Below are 17588 nucleotides of genomic sequence, written 5' to 3' on the forward strand. Positions count from 1 at the left end.
CTCTGGGCGCCAGAGTGCAACAGCCGAAGTCGGCCAGGCAGACGCGCCGGACCTCCGGGCCTGCGAGGATCGACGCATGACCTGGCGCAGAGTCCTCAAGGCCTTCCCGACCGTCGTGCTCGTCGTCGACATCGTCATCCGCGTGGTGGCCGTGGTGCTCGTCCCCCGCAATCGGCGCCCGAGCTCGGCGATGGCGTGGCTGATGGCGATCTTCGTCGCGCCCATCCCCGGCAGCGTCCTCTTCGGGCTGATCGGCTCGACGAAGCTGCCACAGGACCGCCGCGACAAGCAGCGCGAGATCAACAGCCTCATCCTCGAGAACACGCAGGGTCTCGACTCGCGGGTGCCCACGGTCACCCAGCCGCCGTGGTTCGGCACCGTCGTGCAGCTGAACCGCACGCTCGGCGCCATGCCGCTCATCCCGGGCAACACCGCGACGCTGCTGCCCGACTACGCCGACTCGGTGGCCGCGATGACCGCGGCGGTCGACGACGCCGAGCGCTACGTGCACGTCGAGTTCTACATCCTCACCCGCGACGAGACGACCTACCTCTTCTTCGACGCGCTGAAGCGCGCCCACGACCGCGGGGTCAAGGTGCGGGTGCTCTACGACCACTGGGCGACCATCCGCAACCCCCAGGGCCGAGTCACCCGCCGCTGGCTGCGCGACGCCGGCATCCGCTTCGAGGAGATGCTGCCGTTCCACCCGACGAAGGGCATGTGGCGGCGTCCCGACCTCCGCAACCACCGCAAGATCGTCGTGGTCGACGGTCACGTGGCTTTCACCGGGTCGCAGAACATGATCGACCCGAGCTACAACAAGCGGGGCAACATGCGCCGGGGCCTGCAGTGGAAGGACCTCATGGTGCGACTCGACGGGCCCGCCGCCATCGGCCTCAACGCCCTCTTCATCACCGACTGGTACAGCGAGACCGACGAGCTGCCGACCGACGCGGAGGCCGAGCCGATCGTCGAGCAGCGCACGGGCCCGGACACCATCGAGTGCCAGGTCGTGCCGAGCGGCCCCGGGTTCGACGGCGAGAACAACCTGCGCCTCTTCAACGCGCTCGTCTACGGCGCCCAGGAGCGCCTGATCATCGCCAGCCCGTACTTCGTGCCCGACGAGTCGATGCTCTACGCGATCACCACGGCGGCCGAGCGGGGCGTCGACGTGCAGCTGTTCGCCTGCGAGGTGGCCGACCAGTTCATGGTCTACCACGCGCAGCGCTCGTACTACGAGACGCTGCTTCGTGCGGGCGTCCGCATCTTCCTCTACGAGAAGCCGACCGTGCTGCACTCGAAGCACTTCACGGTCGACGACGACGTGGCCGTCATCGGGTCGAGCAACATGGACATGCGCTCGTTCAGCCTCAACTTCGAGGTCTCGCTGATGGTGCGCGGGTCGGGCTTCGTCGACGAGGTGCGTCTCATCGAGGACGACTACCGTTCGCGGTCGCACGAGCTCACCCTCGCCGCCTGGCTGTCACGACCCGCCGGGCTGCAGGTGCTGGACAACGTCGCCCGGCTCACGGCCGCCGTCCAGTAGGCCGCGGCTCACCCGGCGAGGGTCTCCCGGAGCGTCCGCACGATCTCGACCCGCGCCTCCCTGCCGGCCCGTGTCGGCAGCAGCGGGTACGCGTGGATCCGCCCCCGACCCTCGTGCCAGTCGAGGTCGACCCCCGCGGTGCGAGCACGGTCGCGCAGGAGGTGCGCGTCGGGATTCAGGACGTCGCGCGTCCCCGAGAACACGGTCAGCGCACCCAGCCCGGCGAGATCGCCGAACAGCGGGCTGACCGTGGGGTCGCGCAGGTCGAGACCGCCCCGCCAGTGCTCGGACAGCACCCGACCGCCCGGGGTGCCGAGCCACGGGTCGCTCGGCTGGACCACGGGGATCCGCGGGTTGCTCCAGGTGAGGTCGAGCGCGGGGGCGATCAGCACCGTCCGAGGCACGACGACGCCCTCGTCGCGCAGCGACAACGCCGCCGAGAGGACGATCTGACCGCCGGCGGAGTCCCCCGCGAGAGCCACGGGACCATCCGCCGTGGTGACGAGGTCGACGATGCCGACCCGCGCCTCCTCGGCGGTCCCGAACGGGACGAGGGGGTAGATCGGGAGCACGACCGTGGTGCTCGCGTCGGCCGCGATCTGCGCGGCGAGATGCCAGTGCTGCGACACGATCTCGCCGACCCAGCCGCCGCCGTGGGCGTAGACCACGGTGCCGCGCGACGCGCCGTCGCGGCGTGAGACGCGGTACACCGGCCAGCCGGAGCGCTGCTCGACGTCGACGCGGACGTCCGACCGCAGGGCGCTCGGCGGGCCGAACGGCGCAGGACGCAGCGACCGCGCACGGATGCGACGACGGGCGCCCGCCGCGCTGACGAAGGTCCGGTTCGCCGCCGTGAGACGCAGGAACCCCACCACCACCGACTGCGGAACGACGAGACTCGCCGCCGTCGGCACCGTCGCACGGAGGTCGGACGAGGGGGCTGGGCGACGGCCGCGGGTGCTCATGCGCCGACCGTACCCCGCGCACCCCGGCCGTGACGCGGGCACGGAGGGGCCACGGAGGAGGCGCGCGTACCGTCGGGACGACACGCACCACCAGAGAGGACCGCACGATGACCACTCCCATCCGCACCGTCATGAGCCCCGCCCGCTACGTCCAGGGCAAGGACGCCATCACCCGGCTCGGCGAGTTCGTCGCCCCGATCGGCTCGAAGCCGCTGATCGTGTCGGACGACGTCGTCTGGGGTCTCGTCGAGCAGTCGGTCACCACCAGCTTCGAGTCGGCCGACCTGCGCATCGAGCGCGTCGGATTCGGTCGCTTCGCGACACCCGCCTCGATCGACGAGCTCGTCGAGACCATCCGAGGGACGTCCGCCGACGTCGTCGTCGCGATCGGCGGCGGCAGCGCCATCGACGCCGCCAAGGCCGCCGGGCACCTCGCCGGCATCCGCTGGGTCAGCGTGCCCACGGTCGCCTCCACCGACGCGCCGACCTCGGCGCTCGCCGTCGTCTACACCGACGAGGGCGAGTTCATCGAGTACCGGTTCTTCCCGCGGAACCCCGACCTCGTGCTGATCGACACGCAGCTCGTCGCGAACGCGCCCGTCAAGTTCCTCGTCGCGGGGATCGGCGACGCCCTCGCCACGTGGCTCGAGGCCCGCGCCTCGGCCCGCTCGCACGCGACCACGATGGCCGGCGGCCTCCCGACGCAGGCCGGCACGGCGCTCGCCGAGCTGTCGTGGCGGATCATCCACGAGAACGCCTTCTCCGCCCTCGCCGCGGCGGAGGACGGCGTCGTCACGCCCGCCCTCGAGGCCCTCGTCGAGGCCAACACGCTGCTGTCGGGTCTGGGGTTCGAGTCGGGCGGACTCGCCGCCGCGCACGCCATCCACAACGGCCTGACCGCGGCGCCGCAGACCCACGGGCTGACGCACGGGCAGAAGGTCAACATCGGCTCGATGGCGCAGCTCGTGCTCGAGGGGGCGCCCCGCGACGAGATCGAGGACTTCGTCGAGTTCACCACCCGCGTCGGTCTGCCGAACACGCTGACCGAGATCGGACTGACGGTGGACGACCTCGACGAGCTGACCGCCGTGGCCGAGGCCGCGACCGTCGAGACGGAGACCATCCACAACATGCCGTTCCCGGTGACGTCCGCCGACGTGGTCGCCGCGCTCGTGTCGATCGAGCGCCTGTCGCGGTCGATCCGCGCGGCGAAGGGGCTGCCCGAGCCCGAGCTGTACGTCGCCGGGCACTGAATCGACGCGGCGTCGGGCCGGCGAGGCACCGACGCGTCACCGGCGTTTGACATCATGACCCCGTGACGAGACGTGACAGCGCAGACCCGGGCGACCGAGGGCACCCCCTCGAGGTCGCCCGGGTCTTCTCTCTGCTCGGGCTGACGTCGTTCGGCGGGCCGGTCGCGCATCTCGGGTACTTCCGCTCCGAGCTGGTCGAGCGGCGGCGCTGGCTCGCCGACGGGCGGTACGGCGAGCTGGTCGCGCTGGCGCAGTTCCTGCCCGGGCCGGCGTCGAGCCAGGTCGGCTTCGGGCTGGGCCTGCTGCGGGCCGGTCCACTCGGCGCGCTGGCGGCGTTCGTCGCGTTCACCCTGCCATCGGCCCTGCTGATGTTCGCGGTGGCGCTCGGCCTCGGGGCGCTCGACGGGCCCGTGGGCTCGGCCGTCGTGAGGGGACTGACCATCGGCGCGGTGGCGGTCGTGGCCCACGCCGTGACGGGGATGGCGCGGTCGCTGGCGCCCGACCCGACCCGCGCCTCCCTCGCCGTCGTCGCCGCGGTCGCCGCCCTCGCGCTGACCGGTCCGGCCGGGCAGCTGGTCGCGATCGCGGTCGGGCTCGCAGGAGGGCTGCTCTTCTGCCGGTCGGACGAGGAGGCGCGGGTCGGGTCCGCGCCGTTCCCGATCGGTCGGCGGGCGGGTGCGGTCTGCCTGAGTCTCTTCGTCGCCCTCCTCGCCGGGCTGCCCGTGCTGGCCGCCGCGACGCGGTCCGAGACGATAGCTCTGATCGACATCTTCTACCGGGCGGGGGCGCTCGTCTTCGGTGGCGGTCACGTCGTGCTGCCGCTGCTGCACGCGGGGCTGGTCGAGCCCGGCTGGGTCGACGACGGCGTCTTCCTGACCGGCTACGGGGTGGCGCAGGCGGTGCCCGGTCCGCTCTTCACCTTCGCGACGTTCCTCGGGGCCGTCGCCGATCTCGGGCCGGGAGGCGCGCTCGGCGCCGTGCTGGCCACGCTCGCGATCTTCGCACCGGGGCTGCTGCTGCTGGCGGGCGTGCTGCCGTTCTGGGACGCGCTGCGGGGTCGTCGGCTCGTCGGCGCGCTCCTCCGCGGGGCGAACGCGGCCGTCGTCGGGCTGCTGGCCGCGGCGCTCTACGACCCGGTGTTCGTCACAGCGGTGACCGACGTCGGCGCCTTCTGCCTGGCCCTGGTCTGCTTCGTGCTGCTGGTCGTCTGGCGGGTGCCGGCGTGGGCCGTCGTGATGATCGCCGCCGTGGGCGGTGTGCTGCTGACCGGGCTCGCATCGACACCCGGCGCCGGCTGACTTCGATGCGCCGTGCGCCCGGGCGGAGATCGTGTGGTGCTCGGTGCGGACCTGTCGGCCTGCGAGCCGCTCGCGAACGACTGCCCCGAGAGTAGTGTGATGATTTGCTATATTATAGCAAATCAGCTCAGGAGGCTCCGTGACCCTCAACCCCTACACGCCCGGCGCCGGCACCCGACCGCCCACACTGATAGGTCGGGAGTCTCAGCTGGCGGTGGTCGGCTCTCTCGGCGAGCTCATCGAGGCGGGCCGCTCGTCGAACCCCGTCGTGTTCACCGGCCTCCGAGGGGTGGGCAAGACGTCGCTCCTCCAGGAGGTCGGCGCCGTGCTCCGCTCGAGAGGCTGGCTCGCCGGCTACTACGAGGTGCGGCGCGACGTCGAACCGGGTGTCGCCGTGAGATCCATCGTCCGCGACAGCGCCGACCTCACGCAGGGCCGGCTCCGGAAGGCGCTGTCCTCGGGGGCGCACTCGATCGGGGGCATGAAGCTGTCGCTGGGGCCGACCGGCTTCACCTTCGCCGTCGACGCTGCGGCACCTCGACGCGAGGACTCCGACCCGTTCCCCGAACTGGTCCGGTTCCTCCGACTGCTCGGTCGGGACGCCAGTCAGAACGGGGTCGGCGTGGCCCTGCTGATCGACGAGCTGCAGGTCTTCCGTAAACGGGACATCGCCGTCCTCGTCCAGGCCCTGTCGGCGCTCAAGGACGAACCGATCGTGCTCATCGGGGCCGGGCTGCCGTATCTCGCCGCCGAGCTGTCGAAGGCGAACACCTACGCCGAGCGGTTCCGCTTCGAGGTGATCGACAGGTTGGGCGAGTCCGACGCACGCGCGGCCGTCACCGATCCCGCCTTCGACCTCGGCACCATCTGGGACGACGATGCGCTCGAGCGGGTCCTCGAGCTCGCCGATCGGTACCCCTACTTCCTCCAGCTCTACGCGAGCGAGTCGTGGACGTCCGCCGCCGGCGCCGCTCGGATCGAGTCGACTCACGTCGACGCGGCCATCCCGGCCGTGCAGCGGCAGCTCGACGCGGGGCTGTACTCCGCGCGCTACGACCGGCTCTCCGAGCGCGAACGCGAGTACGTCGACACCATGGTCGCCGTGGCCGACGCGTCGCCCGACGGTGGGCACGACGCCCGTCCCCGGCCGAGCGTCTCGCCTCGGGTCCAGTCCGGAGCGGTGGCGGCCGAGCTCGGCAAGTCGCTGACGCAGGTCGCGACCACCCGCGATCGCATCATCCGCAAGGGCATCATCCACGCGCCCGTCTACGGCGAGCTCGAGTTCTCCGTGCCCGGCTTCGCGGACTACGTCCGCCGACGAACGGGCCGCGCCCGCTGACCGACCTCGTCCAGTCAGCGTCGACTGTATAGTCAGCGCATGCTGACCCTTTCGTCGCGTGTCGATGTCATGAACCGCCTCGGGCGCGCCATGGCCGATCCGACCCGAGCGCGCATCCTGCTCCACCTCCTCGACGAGCCCGGCTATCCCGGTGCGCTGGCCGACCGACTCGGCCTCACGCGCTCGAACGTCTCCAACCATCTGTCCTGCCTCCGCGGCTGCGGAATCGTGGTCGCCGTCCCCGAGGGGCGATCCACCCGCTACGAGATCGCCGACTCTCACCTCACGAGGTCGCTGACCGCTCTGGTCGACGTCGTGCTCGCCGTCGACGACGGTGAGCCCTGCACGGACGACGCCTGCGACGTCCCTCTCTGCTGCGGGACGGGCGCATGAGCATGACGGCCGACCCGCGCCTCCTCGTTCCGGCCCGCCGCCTCCTGCTGCAGCGCCGGATCAGACTCATCGTCGCCGTCACGATCACGTACAACGTGATCGAGGCCATCGTCGCGATCACCGCCGGCACCGTCGCCTCCTCGACCGCCCTGATCGGGTTCGGCCTCGATTCGATCGTGGAGGTGCTGTCGGCCGCCGCGATCGCGTGGCAGTTCGCCGCCCCCGAACCGGAGAAGCGGGAACGGCTCGCGCTGCGCGTCATCGCCGTGTCGTTCTTCGGCCTGGCCGCCTACGTGTCCGTCGACGCCATGCTGGCCCTCACCGGCATCCGAGAGCCCGACCACTCCCCCGTGGGCATCGTGCTGGCTGCGGTGAGCCTGGCGGTCATGCCGTTCCTGAGCCTGATCGAGCGCCGCACCGGCACCGAGCTCGGCTCCGCATCGGCGGTGGCCGACTCGAAGCAGACCCTCATCTGCTCGTACCTGTCCGCCGCCGTCCTCGTCGGCCTCGTGCTCAATCTCGCGTTCGGGTGGACCTGGGCAGACCCCGTGGCGGGGCTCGTCATCGTCGTGTTCGCCGTGCGCGAAGGACTCGAGGCCTGGCGCGGCGACGCCTGCAAGACGCCCGTCTCGGCCCTGACGGGCGAGCGCCAGGTCGAGGCGTGCGACTGCTGCTGACCTGACGACGCGTCTCGTCACGGCGAGCGAGGTCGGCACGGTCCCGACGCACACTCGACGGGCCGAATCGGCCGCCTCGACACACCCGGATGAGAGCGCGCCACTCGGCCGGCGATCGTCTACCGGGCGGGCGGGAAACGCTCGGCGAGCAGCGCCGCGAGCTGGTCGAGGTCTCGGCGGACCGCGTCGGCATCGGCCTTGAACTGCGCCTCCGACATGCCGTCACGGCGGAAGAGGGTGAAGACGGCCTCGCTGCCCTCGTCGTTGGCGACGATGCGGAAGGGGTTCCGCACCACCGATCCGTCGGGCAGGGTCACGTCATGGTCGAGGATCCCCAGCTCCACCGGCCCGGTGAAGGTCACCTCGACGACGCCCAGGGGCGAGTCCGTGATCCACCGCCCGTCCTCCTGACGGATCCCGGTGCTGAGACCGGCCGCCCACGCAGGGAGGTTCGCAGGGTCCCCGGCGACGCGGGACACGGTCGCGACGTCGTGGTCGAGCGAGCGCGAGATGTGGACGGCGGGCCAGGTCATGCCCGGAAGCTAGCAGCGAATCGCACCGGCCGGACACCCGTCACCGTCGGGACCTCGGGTGGCGAGCGCCCCTCCCCTGCATCTAACGGACGCTCGCTCCGCGCAGCGACAGGGTCGTGCCTCCTGCGGCGACGAGCACCAGCGCGACACCCATCCGCCTCGAGACGGCGGACTCCGCCTACCGGGCGGTCGGATCGCCCTTGAGGACACGCGCGTTGAGATGGATCGTGATGAGTGCGCCGACCAATGTGAAGTACATGCTCGTGCGAGAGGGATCGATCACGAGCAGTGTCACTGCAGCTATGGCCACGAGCGACGCGACGATCAGCAGGAACAGGGCCACGGACCGCTTCGTGCTCTGGCCGCCGTCGGTATCCATGGTTCTACGGTCTCTCGCCGGAGGGCCGACGTCAAGAGACCTCCGGCGTCGACGCCGAGCGACCTCTCGGGACACGCTCGACGATTCGCGTCAGGTCGTGTCGGTGGAGACTGGAAGGAGCAGCTCGAGCGTCGTACCCGCGGGAGAAGTCGAAGCGACCCGAACGCTGCCTCCGTGGCGGACGGCGATCTCCCTCACGAGGGCGAGACCGATTCCGAAGCTCGGTCGGGTGCCGCCGCTGGCACGCCGCGAGTCTCCGTCTGCCGGCTCAGACCGGGCGAACCGGTCGAAGACACGCGCGGGCTCGATGCCTGTGATCCCTGGTCCCTCGTCGCTGATCGCGAACACGGCCGAGCCGCGCTCCTGCCGGGTCGACAGAGTGACGATCGAGCCGGGAGGCGCGTGGCCGATCGCGTTGTCGAGCAGGGACAGCACCGCCCGTCGGAGGCTCGCGCGCGGCACTCGGACCCACGAGGCGGTCCTGCTGTCGTGCCGCAAGACCACGTCGCGCTCGTCGGCGAGCACGGACATCGACCGCAGGACGTCCGCGACCACGTCGTCGAGGAGTACCGCGTCGGGCACGACAGCCGGGCCGGCAGGGTCGCCACCCGCTGCCTCGAGCAGGTCGCCGACGATGTCGACCAGGGCCCGCGAGTCGTCGCGGAGCCTGGCCAGGTTGGAGGTGACGTGCTCGTCGGCGGTTGCCGCTCCTCCGGCGATCTTGCGCTGCAGGGCCTGCAGTCGGGCGTCGAGCACGGCGAGGGGCGTGCGCAGCTCGTGGCTCGCGTCGGCGACGAACTGGCGCTGCAGCCGGAGGGCCTCGCCGAGCGGCCGGACGGCACGGCGGGCGATCACGACCGTGACGAGCCCGGCGAAGACGACGCCTGCGACGCCGAGGACGACGAGGCCGGCCACGACGTCCGTGGCCGAGACGAGGACCTCGCCCTGGCCCGCCGCGGCGACCTGCTCGAGTCGCTCCTGCGGGACGGTCTGGTGAAGCACCCACGCGATGGTCAGAGCGAGGGCGCCAACCACGACGAGGCCCGACACGAGCACGATCTGTCGGCCGATCGACCGGGCGGCGGCCTGCAGGGCCGCGGCCTCGGGATCCGCCCGACCACGGGCCGGCCCTCGACGTCCGGTCACAGGGCACCCACCCGGTACCCGTGCCCGCGCACGGTGAGCACGACGTCGCGGTCGATCTTGCGGCGCAGGTAGCTGACGTAGGTGTCGACGGTGCCGAGCTGCTCCCCGTGCGGGAACACCCGCGCGAGCAGGTCGGCCCTGTCGAAGGTGTGGTCCGGGCGTCGCGCGAGCTCGGCGAGCAAGGCGCTCTCCCGCTCGCTCAGCACCACGCGGCTGGACCAGGGAGTGACGACGATGCGGCTCTCGGGATACAGGCGTGCCTCCCCCACGTCGAGCCAGCGCTCCTCGACGGCGAACGACCGCGTCAGGGCGCGCAGCCGGGCGAACAGCTCGTCGAACTCGAACGGCTTGACGAGGTAGTCGTCGGCGCCGCCGTCGAGCCCCGCGACCCGGTCGGCGGTCGTGCCGAGCGCCGTCAGCATCAGCACGGGGGTCGTCACGTGCTCCCGACGGAGGGTCGCGACGAGCTCGGTGCCCTGGAGCCCGGGGAGGCGGCGGTCGACGACGAGGACCGCGTGCCCTCCTGCCCGAGCGGCCTCGAGCCCGCGTCGGCCGTCGGTCACGAGGTCGACCTGCCAGGCCTCGCCGAGCACGTCGGCCACGATGGGCCCGAGCGCCGGGTCGTCCTCGACCAGCAGGAGGCGCGGGCGCGTGTCAGGACCGGTCACCCACCGCCTCCTCGTCTCTCGTCGTGGTCGCCGCGACCCTCTGCTCGGCCCGGGCGGCGTGCGATCGCCGCAGGGCGGTGACCACGATCGGCAGCACCGACACGACGACGAGCCCGACGGCGAGCAGGTCGATGTGGTCTGCCACGAACGGTAGGCCACCGAGCAGCGATCCGAGCACCGTCATGCCGACGGCCCACAGGAACGCGCCCGTGAGGTTCCACACGATGAACTTCCGGTACGGGTAGCCGCTCGTGCCGGCGGCGAGGGGCACGAAGGTGCGGACGACCGGCACGAACCGGCCGAGGACGAGCGCCTTGCCGCCGTGCCGCTCGAAGAACGCCTCGGCCTGCTCCAGGTGCGCTGTCTTGAGCACGCGGGCGTCGGGGCGGAACCAGCGGCGTCCGAACCTGTGCCCGAGGAAGAAGCCGACCTGGTCGCCGGCCGCCGCGGCGAGGAACGCGCAGAGCGCGATGATCGCGACGCTCAGACCGAGGCTCTGGTGCAGCAGCCCTGCCGTGACGAGCAGCGAGTCGCCCGGAAGGAACGGGAACAGCAGGCCCGACTCGACGAAGATCATCAGCGACAGGCCGGCGAGGGCCCACGGGCCCATGCCGGCGAGGAGGGTCTGGGGGTCGAGGATGCTCATGAGCGGGTCCGTCCTGGGTCGGTGGTCGCGGAGGGGTTCGGTGCCGACGGCCCGACGGGGTGGGCAGACCCCGAGCGCTGTTCGATCCGGTCGAGGAGGCGCAGCCACGGCGGCAGTGCCAGCGCCACCACCGAGCAGCCGAGCACGACCGAGGCGAGTGTGTCGCTCGGGTAGTGCACGCCCACCCAGACGCGCGACAGCGCGACGACCACCACCGCCGCCCCGCACAGGGCGATGACGACTCGTGCGCGGCGACGCCCCCAGGCGATCAGGACCAGTGCGAGTGCGAGCCCTGTCGCGAGGGCCGTGTGGCCACTCGGGAACGAGAATGAGTGCGGCTCGATGATCAGCGGGTCGACGAGGAGCCCTGGGTCGGGTCGGTCGCGCTGCACGACGAGCTTGACCAGCTCGGCCGCGGCCCATGGCCCGACAGCGACGCCGAGCACCGTGAGGGCGGCAGCCGCGCGACGGCTCACGACCCACACCGCCACGACCAGCAGCAGCACGAGGGCTGCGCCCAGCTGCGGCGCGAGCAGGCGATCCACGAGCAAGGAGGCCTCGTCGAGCACCGGCACGTGCGCCCGGCTCGCGCGCTGCACGAGGTCGAGGTCGACCTCGCTCACGCCGCTCGCGCCCGAGGTGATCAGCAGCCCGGCGACGACGACGCCGGCGATGCCGGTCGCGCCCCACGCCGCCCACGCCCCGTCGCGGACGACGGCGCGGACGGCCGGGAACAGAGGAGGCGCGGTGCGGTCGCGAGGGAGCGCCGACGAGGTCGGACTGTGCAGGACGGTCATGCGCCGAGCCTCCGCCCGGCCGTCCCAGAAACCGCCCAGTTGCCCTGGCGGGCCGACCCGCGCCTCCTCGTCTCGGGCTCTGGGCGATTTCTGGGAGGCGACACGCGACCGTCTTCGCATGACGACACGCGCTGTTCCGACCGGGGCCACGGCCTCCGACCGCCGGGCCCGGCTCAACAAGGTCCCCGAGATCACCGTCGCCTTCTGGGTGATCAAGGTGCTCTGCACCACCGTCGGCGAGACCTTCGCCGACTTCCTCGCCGACGGCCTCGGACTCGGGCTGACCGTGACGAGTGTGGTAATGGCTGCCCTGCTCGTCGTTGCGCTGGTCGTGCAGTTCAGGACTCGGGCCTACGTGCCCGTCGTGTACTGGCTCGCGGTCGTGCTGGTCAGCGTCGTCGGCACCCTCCTCACCGACACGCTGACCGACTCGCTCGGCGTCAGCCTGTGGGTGTCGACGGCCGTCTTCGCGGTGGCGCTGGCCGTCGTGTTCGTCGCCTGGCACCGCGTCGAGGGCACCCTGTCGATCCACGAGGTCACGACCCCGCGTCGCGAGGCCTTCTACTGGGCCGCCGTGTTGATGACCTTCGCCCTCGGCACCGCGGTCGGCGACCTGCTCGGCGAGCAGCTCGCGCTCGGCTACCTGCCCTCGGCGCTGCTGTTCGCGGCGGCCATCGCCGTCGTCGCCCTGGCCCACCGGTTCGCCGGCGTCGGGTCGGTGCTCGCCTTCTGGGCCGCGTACGTCCTCACCCGGCCGTTCGGCGCCTCCGTCGGAGATTTCCTGTCGCAGCCGGTCGCGGACGACGGGCTCGGCCTCGGGTCGACCGTCACGAGCGTGGTGTTCCTGGCCGCGATCGCGGCCCTCGTCGTCGTGCTCACGGTGCGACGACCGGCGAGCACGGCGCTGCGTACATAAGCGTGGAGGGATGCGCCGCTGAGCCCAGAAACATCCTGGGCCGCCTCGTCTCCGCCCCGCTCGTGGGACGTTCCGGGCGCTTTCTCGCCAGCACCCGGGTCATCGCTGCCCAGCGTGGTTCTGGGGGGATTCTGGGAGCCGAGGCGCGAGAGTCACTCCGGGGTTCCTCCTCAACCCCACCCCGGGCATCGATCGCGACTCGGTCGCTGTGAACTGCGAGAAAGAGAAGCACATCCATGGACTGGCAGCTCGACGGCCTCCCCTTGCACCCGCTCATCGTCCACCTGGTGACCGTCGCGTTCCCGACGGCGTCCCTGCTCGTCCTGGTCGGGGCGTTCTGGCCCGCACTGCGTCGACGACTCGGCATCATCACTCCACTGATCGCCCTGGTCTCGCTGATCGCCGTTCCACTCGCGACATCGTCCGGCGAGTCGCTGGAGGAGCGGGTCGGCGGGAGCGCCCTTCTCGAGACCCACACGGAACTGGGCGACACCCTTCTTCCCTGGGCGATCGCGGTGTTCGTGGTCGCTGTGGCGCAGTGGGCCTGGCAACACTGGGTGCTCACCCCTGAAGAGCAGCGGCCTCGTCCTGCGGTCCGTGGCAGCGCACGACTGATCGTGGGCGCCCTGTTGATCGTCCTGGCCATGGGGACGAGCATCGGCGGGATCGTCACGACGGTCCGGATCGGCCACTCCGGCGCGGAGGCCGTCTGGTCGGACTCGAGCGACGGATGACACCCGGACTGGCGAGGGCAGGCTCCTCTGCGTGGCAGCCTGACGCCTCGGGTGCTGTCATGGCGTCATGACCGACGCGTCACCTCTCCCGACCGATCCCGACGAGCCCCGCGCCGGGAGCCTTGCCGGTCGCCTCAATTGGCTCCGTGCCGGCGTCCTCGGCGCGAACGGCGGAATCGTCTCCTCGGGAATGTCGCTCGACAGGTGCACCCTGATCAGATAAGTGCTTCACTGAGGATGGCGGAAACGCCACGGCGGTGGGGCTCGCCGTCACCAACCTCGACTCAGGTCGACAACAGTCCCTATCTCAACCACTGGCGTGCCCAGACACCGAGATAGGAGACCCCATGACCGCCGATACGACCCGGATCACCCTCGTGCGGCACGGCCAGAGCCAGGCCAACACCGACGGGCTCTTCACCGGCATCACCGACTCACCCCTCACGACCAGGGGCCGGGAAGAAGCCCGCCGTGCTGCACACCTGCTCGACGAGGCGGGTTTCCGCCCGGCGTCGATCCTGTGCTCGCCGCTGGCCCGTGCGACCGAGACCGCCCGCATCATGGTCGCCGAGAACCGGTGGTCCGAGCCCCTCACCGTCGACGTGCGACTCCGGGAACGCGACTACGGCGACCTGACCGGGCGGACCAAGGCGGATGTTCGCCGCTCAGCCGGCGAGGAGGACTTCACCCTGTGGCGGCGCTCACTGGACACCCCGCCCCCGCCGTCCTCTGACGCGCTGTTCGCGAAGCTGTGGGCTCAGGACGCCCTTCGCCATGTGGAACCCTCGAACCGCACCCGGGCCGAGAGCCTGCTCGACGTCATCGCCCGGGTCCGGCCCATCGCCGAGGCGGCCGGGGCCGGTGCCGCCGGCGGCACCGTGCTCGTGATGGGCCACGGTAACAGCCTCCGCGCACTCTGCCTGTTGCTCGACGCGCTCACCCCACTCGAGGTCGCCGCGCTCAACATCCCGACCGGCCACCCCCTGATCTACGACCTCGCCTCCGATGGGCGTCCGCTGACGCGGGGCGGCACGTATCTCGACCCGGCCGCAGCAGCCCTCGCCGCTGCGGTCATCACCCACGAAGGAGGAACCTGACATGAACGACTACATCAGCAACCGCACCATCCACACCCACGACGTCGGCACCTACGTCACCCACGGTGGAGCCCACCCCATCTCGATCGTGTCGGTTCTCGGACGGTCGATCCTGGACTCCCGAGGATTTCCTACCGTCCAGGTCGACCTCGAACTCGCCGACGGCACCCTCGTCTCGGGCGCCGCCCCCGCAGGAGCCTCGACCGGTGCCCACGAGGCCGTGGAGCTCCGAGACGGAGGTGCAGCGTTCGGTGGCAAGGGCGTCCGGAGAGCGGCAGAGATGGTCACCACCGAGATCAGCGACCTCCTCACCTCACGTCCCTGGGCCGGCGGCCGCGTGCAGCTCGTCGGCGACGACCTCTACGTGACCGACCCCGAAAGGATCGCCGAAGGTGCCGAGAAGGGCTGGTCGGACGCCGTCCTCATCAAGCCGAACCAGATCGGCTCTGTCAGCCAGACCCTCGACGCGATCGCCACCGCCCGGTCGTACGGCATGGCCTGCATGGTGTCGCACCGCTCCGGGGAGACCACCGACACGTTCATCGCCGACCTCGTCGTCGGCACCGGGGTCGGCCAGATCAAATCCGGTGCCCCCGCACGCGGGGAGCGGGTCTGCAAGTACAACCGCCTCACCGACATCGAAGCCGATCAGCCCGGACTCCCCTACGGCCTCAGCATGAAGGACGATGCATGACCACCCCCTCACCCGACTCACCGTTTCCGCCGCTGCCTTCGAGGCGAGGCGACGAGTTCGAAGGGCTGGGCCAGAACCCGGACCTCGATGTCGACGACTCCACGGGCACCGAACGACCCGTGCACCTGCGGTGGCGGTTCATCGGACTCGTCACCCTCGGTGGCACGATCGGCACGGGCCTGCGCGAAGCCCTGTCGTTGAGCTTCCCCGCACCACCGGGCAGCATCCCCGTGACGATCCTGCTGATCAATGTCGTCGGTGCGTTCGCGCTCGGCCTCCTGCTCGAGTCGTTGGTGCGACGTGGGCCGGACGCGGGTCGCCGACGCGACCTGCGCCTCCTCATCGGGACAGGCGTTCTCGGCGGGTTCACCACCTACAGCGCCCTCGCGGTCGACACCGCGACCCTGCTCGGTGACGCGCTGCCGATCTCCATCGCCTACGGTGTGGGATCGGTCGTGCTCGGCGCCGTGGCTTCCTGGGCCGGCATCACCGTCGGTGCCGTCCTCCACCGTCGTTCTGAGGTGGCGTCGTGATCGCCCCATGGCTCTTCGTCGCGATCGCGGTCGCCGGTGGTGCGGGTGCGGCCCTGCGCCTCGTCGTCGACGGCGTCGTCCGCAGCACGTGGTCGGCCCCCATTCCGCTGGCGACCATGGTCATCAATGTCAGCGGGTCGTTCGTGCTCGGCTTGCTCACCGGTCTCGCCGACCACGCGGGGATGCCCCGAGAGTGGCTGCTCGTCGCGGGCGGCGGACTCATGGGCGGCTACACCACGTTCAGCACCGCCAGCGTCGAGACCGTGCGCCTCGTAGCCGAGAGGAGATGGGTCGCCGGAATCGCCAACGGCGCGGGCATGCTGCTTCTCGCCGTCGCTGCCGGGCTCGTCGGCCTCACCATCGGCACGGCATGATCGGTCATCGGGCGCCACGCCATGTCGGGATCGCCTTGCCGACGAATCGCAGGGAGAGCAACATGAGCAACATGAGCAAGATGAGCGACACCGTCATCCATGACCTGGTTTCCGAGATGCTGAATCGGCTTCCCTCCGATGGAGGCATCGTGGCCGTGGATGGCGATGCTGGCGAGCATCTCTCGGACATGGGCGGTCAGTTGGCTCGGGAGATCAGGGCGAGAGGCCTCACGTCGTCCGTTCGAGCATTCACGGACACGGACTTCGAGTCCCCGCCCGCCGGCGCGGACGTGGTGCTGGTCGTCGGCGAGGGCGCGTTGCAGCCTGGCGTCCGGACGCGGTGGAACTGGACTCTGTGGGTGGAAGCCTCCGGGGTGCGTGATCCGGCGAGCAACGACCGCAGTGCGGTGGCGTTCGAGAGCTACCGGTCGCGTGACGAGCCCAAGGGCGCCGCCTCGGCCATCGTCGACGTCAGTGACCCCGAGGCCTATCGCCGTGACTGGAACGACGCCTGTTCGATCTGAGCCGCTCCCCCACGCACCCTCGTCGTCCGCGGTCAGGGCAGGGGACGGGGAGGCGCGAGGAGCGTTCCGCGTATGACGCTGCCGTGGAAGGTGCGCACGGCGACCGTGATCCAGGCCCCGACGAGCCCGATGTAGAACACGACCGCCAGTACCTGCAGCGCGACGAGTCCCGTGTGCAGGGCCAGACCGTTCAGGCCCGTCACGCAGGTGCCGACGGGGAAGGTGAACGACCACCAGGTGAGTGAGAACGGGAGCCCCTGGCGGATGGTGCGGATGGTGATGGCCGATGCCAGTGCCGCCCACATCAGGGCGAATCCCAGAGTGGGCACACCGTAGACGAGCCCGAAAACGAACAGGGCGTGCGAGGTTCCCTCGTCGACGGCGAGGTGGGCGTTGCCACCGAGCAGGTTGGCCGCGGTGATCGACTGCCCCAGGGGGCCGAGGACGATCCAGAGGGTCGGGACCATGCCGGCCGGGCCGATCTTGTGCTGGGCCAGGCGTGACCAGATCAGCGTGATGATCACGATCGACGCCAGCAACGACAACCCGAACATCGCGTAGCACCCCCAGAGCATGTTCTGCCTCGCCTGCCCCGCGGGCAGGAAGGGCAGCAGCAGCGCGCCGGTCGAGGCAGACACCATCGGGGGCACCACGGGCATGAGCCAGCCGCCGAACGCACTGTCGGGGGCCGTGTCGTGCCGGGTGAACGTCAGGTACGGGACCGCGATCGCGCTGACGAGGCCGAGCACCGTACCGATGGTCCACAGCACCCAGTCGATGCCGACCGCCAGGGGCGTCCCGAGGACGTCTTCACCCAACAGCAGGGTGCCGGCGCCGACGGTCAGCAGCGCCATGGGCGGTGCCCCGTAGAAGTGCGCCATCACCGGATTGAGTCGATGCCCCCGCGCGGTGGCTCGGTAACGCACCCAGTGCATGACGGTCGCCGCGCTGAGAGCGACCAACAACACGCTGGCCAGTGCCCAGACGATGGTCGCGGCGGGGCGCAGCCCCGGGAACTGCAACGGCAGGGTCGCCGCGGCGTTGGCGACGATGCCGGTCCCCATGATCGACGCGAA

21 protein-coding genes and 1 pseudogene are annotated in these 17588 nt (G+C 71.0%); 14 read left to right on the forward strand and 8 right to left on the reverse strand.

What is annotated here, in order from left to right; genetic code table 11:
* Positions 1-76 precede the first annotated feature (76 nt).
* On the forward strand, positions 77-1546 hold the full coding sequence (gene cls / locus ACZ6JE_RS04370) for a cardiolipin synthase (protein ID WP_192060233.1): 1470 nt from the start codon (positions 77-79) through the stop codon (positions 1544-1546).
* A gap of 8 nt (positions 1547-1554) precedes the next feature.
* Here the strand turns inward: cls and ACZ6JE_RS04375 are convergent, their stop codons facing one another.
* On the reverse strand, positions 1555-2511 hold the full coding sequence (locus ACZ6JE_RS04375; RefSeq protein ID WP_464318288.1) for an alpha/beta hydrolase fold domain-containing protein: 957 nt from the start codon (positions 2509-2511) through the stop codon (positions 1555-1557).
* 107 nt (positions 2512-2618) lie between these two features.
* On the opposite strand from ACZ6JE_RS04375, the gene ACZ6JE_RS04380 reads away from it, so the two are divergent.
* The 5 genes from ACZ6JE_RS04380 (at position 2619) to ACZ6JE_RS04400 (ending at position 7471) form a co-directional block, all read left to right on the forward strand.
* Positions 2619-3764 (forward strand): glycerol dehydrogenase, encoded by a 1146-nt coding sequence (locus ACZ6JE_RS04380; RefSeq protein ID WP_464318289.1) that lies wholly within the window; start codon positions 2619-2621, stop codon positions 3762-3764.
* A gap of 62 nt (positions 3765-3826) precedes the next feature.
* On the forward strand, positions 3827-5062 hold the full coding sequence (gene chrA, locus ACZ6JE_RS04385; protein WP_464318290.1) for a chromate efflux transporter: 1236 nt from the start codon (positions 3827-3829) through the stop codon (positions 5060-5062).
* A gap of 139 nt (positions 5063-5201) precedes the next feature.
* Entirely contained in the window at positions 5202-6401 is a 1200-nt protein-coding gene (locus ACZ6JE_RS04390) for an AAA family ATPase (RefSeq protein WP_464318291.1), read from the forward strand.
* A gap of 39 nt (positions 6402-6440) precedes the next feature.
* The gene (gene cmtR, locus ACZ6JE_RS04395) at positions 6441-6794 is read left to right on the forward strand and encodes a Cd(II)/Pb(II)-sensing metalloregulatory transcriptional regulator CmtR (protein ID WP_464318292.1); all 354 of its coding nucleotides are present in this window, start codon (positions 6441-6443) and stop codon (positions 6792-6794) included.
* The gene (locus ACZ6JE_RS04400) at positions 6791-7471 is read left to right on the forward strand and encodes a cation efflux transmembrane domain-containing protein (RefSeq protein WP_463462803.1); all 681 of its coding nucleotides are present in this window, start codon (positions 6791-6793) and stop codon (positions 7469-7471) included. Before cmtR ends, ACZ6JE_RS04400 begins: the two co-directional genes overlap by 4 nt.
* Positions 7472-7590: 119 nt before the next feature.
* Here the strand turns inward: ACZ6JE_RS04400 and ACZ6JE_RS04405 are convergent, their stop codons facing one another.
* The 6 genes from ACZ6JE_RS04405 to ACZ6JE_RS04430 all read right to left on the reverse strand — a co-directional run bounded on the left by ACZ6JE_RS04405 (position 7591) and on the right by ACZ6JE_RS04430 (position 11640).
* Positions 7591-8004, reverse strand: a complete 414-nt coding sequence (locus ACZ6JE_RS04405) for an SRPBCC family protein (RefSeq protein ID WP_464318293.1) — start codon at positions 8002-8004, stop codon at positions 7591-7593.
* Positions 8005-8182: 178 nt separating this feature from the next.
* Positions 8183-8383 (reverse strand): hypothetical protein, encoded by a 201-nt coding sequence (locus ACZ6JE_RS04410; protein ID WP_464318294.1) that lies wholly within the window; start codon positions 8381-8383, stop codon positions 8183-8185.
* A gap of 90 nt (positions 8384-8473) precedes the next feature.
* On the reverse strand, positions 8474-9529 hold the full coding sequence (locus ACZ6JE_RS04415) for a sensor histidine kinase (RefSeq protein ID WP_464318295.1): 1056 nt from the start codon (positions 9527-9529) through the stop codon (positions 8474-8476).
* Positions 9526-10197 (reverse strand): response regulator transcription factor, encoded by a 672-nt coding sequence (locus ACZ6JE_RS04420; protein ID WP_463462807.1) that lies wholly within the window; start codon positions 10195-10197, stop codon positions 9526-9528. Before ACZ6JE_RS04420 ends, ACZ6JE_RS04415 begins: the two co-directional genes overlap by 4 nt.
* Entirely contained in the window at positions 10184-10843 is a 660-nt protein-coding gene (locus ACZ6JE_RS04425; RefSeq protein WP_464318296.1) for a DedA family protein, read from the reverse strand. The genes ACZ6JE_RS04420 and ACZ6JE_RS04425 overlap by 14 nt, the downstream gene beginning before the upstream one ends.
* Positions 10840-11640: a phosphatase PAP2 family protein gene (locus ACZ6JE_RS04430; RefSeq protein WP_464318297.1), complete on the reverse strand. Its 801-nt coding sequence runs from the start codon at positions 11638-11640 to the stop codon at positions 10840-10842. The genes ACZ6JE_RS04425 and ACZ6JE_RS04430 overlap by 4 nt, the downstream gene beginning before the upstream one ends.
* Before the next feature lie 118 nt (positions 11641-11758).
* On the opposite strand from ACZ6JE_RS04430, the gene ACZ6JE_RS04435 reads away from it, so the two are divergent.
* From ACZ6JE_RS04435 to ACZ6JE_RS04470, 8 genes and pseudogenes are all read left to right on the forward strand, one after another.
* Positions 11759-12556, forward strand: coding sequence for a COG4705 family protein (locus ACZ6JE_RS04435; protein ID WP_464318298.1), 798 nt, complete (start codon positions 11759-11761; stop codon positions 12554-12556).
* A gap of 236 nt (positions 12557-12792) precedes the next feature.
* Positions 12793-13290, forward strand: coding sequence for a DUF2231 domain-containing protein (locus ACZ6JE_RS04440; protein ID WP_464318299.1), 498 nt, complete (start codon positions 12793-12795; stop codon positions 13288-13290).
* Positions 13291-13357: 67 nt separating this feature from the next.
* Positions 13358-13474, forward strand: a pseudogene (locus tag ACZ6JE_RS04445) (VIT1/CCC1 transporter family protein); the annotation flags it as partial.
* Positions 13475-13637: 163 nt separating this feature from the next.
* Entirely contained in the window at positions 13638-14387 is a 750-nt protein-coding gene (locus tag ACZ6JE_RS04450; protein WP_464318300.1) for a 2,3-bisphosphoglycerate-dependent phosphoglycerate mutase, read from the forward strand.
* 1 nt (position 14388) lies between these two features.
* Positions 14389-15081 carry a hypothetical protein gene (locus ACZ6JE_RS04455; RefSeq protein ID WP_464318301.1) on the forward strand — a complete coding sequence of 231 codons (693 nt, stop codon included), beginning with the start codon at positions 14389-14391 and terminating at the stop codon, positions 15079-15081.
* The gene (locus ACZ6JE_RS04460) at positions 15078-15614 is read left to right on the forward strand and encodes a fluoride efflux transporter FluC (RefSeq protein ID WP_464318302.1); all 537 of its coding nucleotides are present in this window, start codon (positions 15078-15080) and stop codon (positions 15612-15614) included. The genes ACZ6JE_RS04455 and ACZ6JE_RS04460 overlap by 4 nt, the downstream gene beginning before the upstream one ends.
* Complete coding sequence (locus tag ACZ6JE_RS04465; RefSeq protein WP_464318310.1) at positions 15614-15988, forward strand: fluoride efflux transporter FluC; 375 nt, start codon at positions 15614-15616, stop codon at positions 15986-15988. The genes ACZ6JE_RS04460 and ACZ6JE_RS04465 overlap by 1 nt, the downstream gene beginning before the upstream one ends.
* Positions 15989-16050: 62 nt before the next feature.
* Entirely contained in the window at positions 16051-16512 is a 462-nt protein-coding gene (locus tag ACZ6JE_RS04470; protein ID WP_464318303.1) for a hypothetical protein, read from the forward strand.
* A 32-nt stretch (positions 16513-16544) separates the two neighbouring features.
* On the opposite strand, the gene ACZ6JE_RS04475 is transcribed toward ACZ6JE_RS04470, so the two are convergent.
* A partial coding sequence (locus tag ACZ6JE_RS04475) for a TDT family transporter (protein WP_464318304.1) occupies positions 16545-17588 on the reverse strand: 1044 nt, incomplete at its 5' end.

The organism is Frigoribacterium sp. AC759 (genome assembly GCF_979256015.1).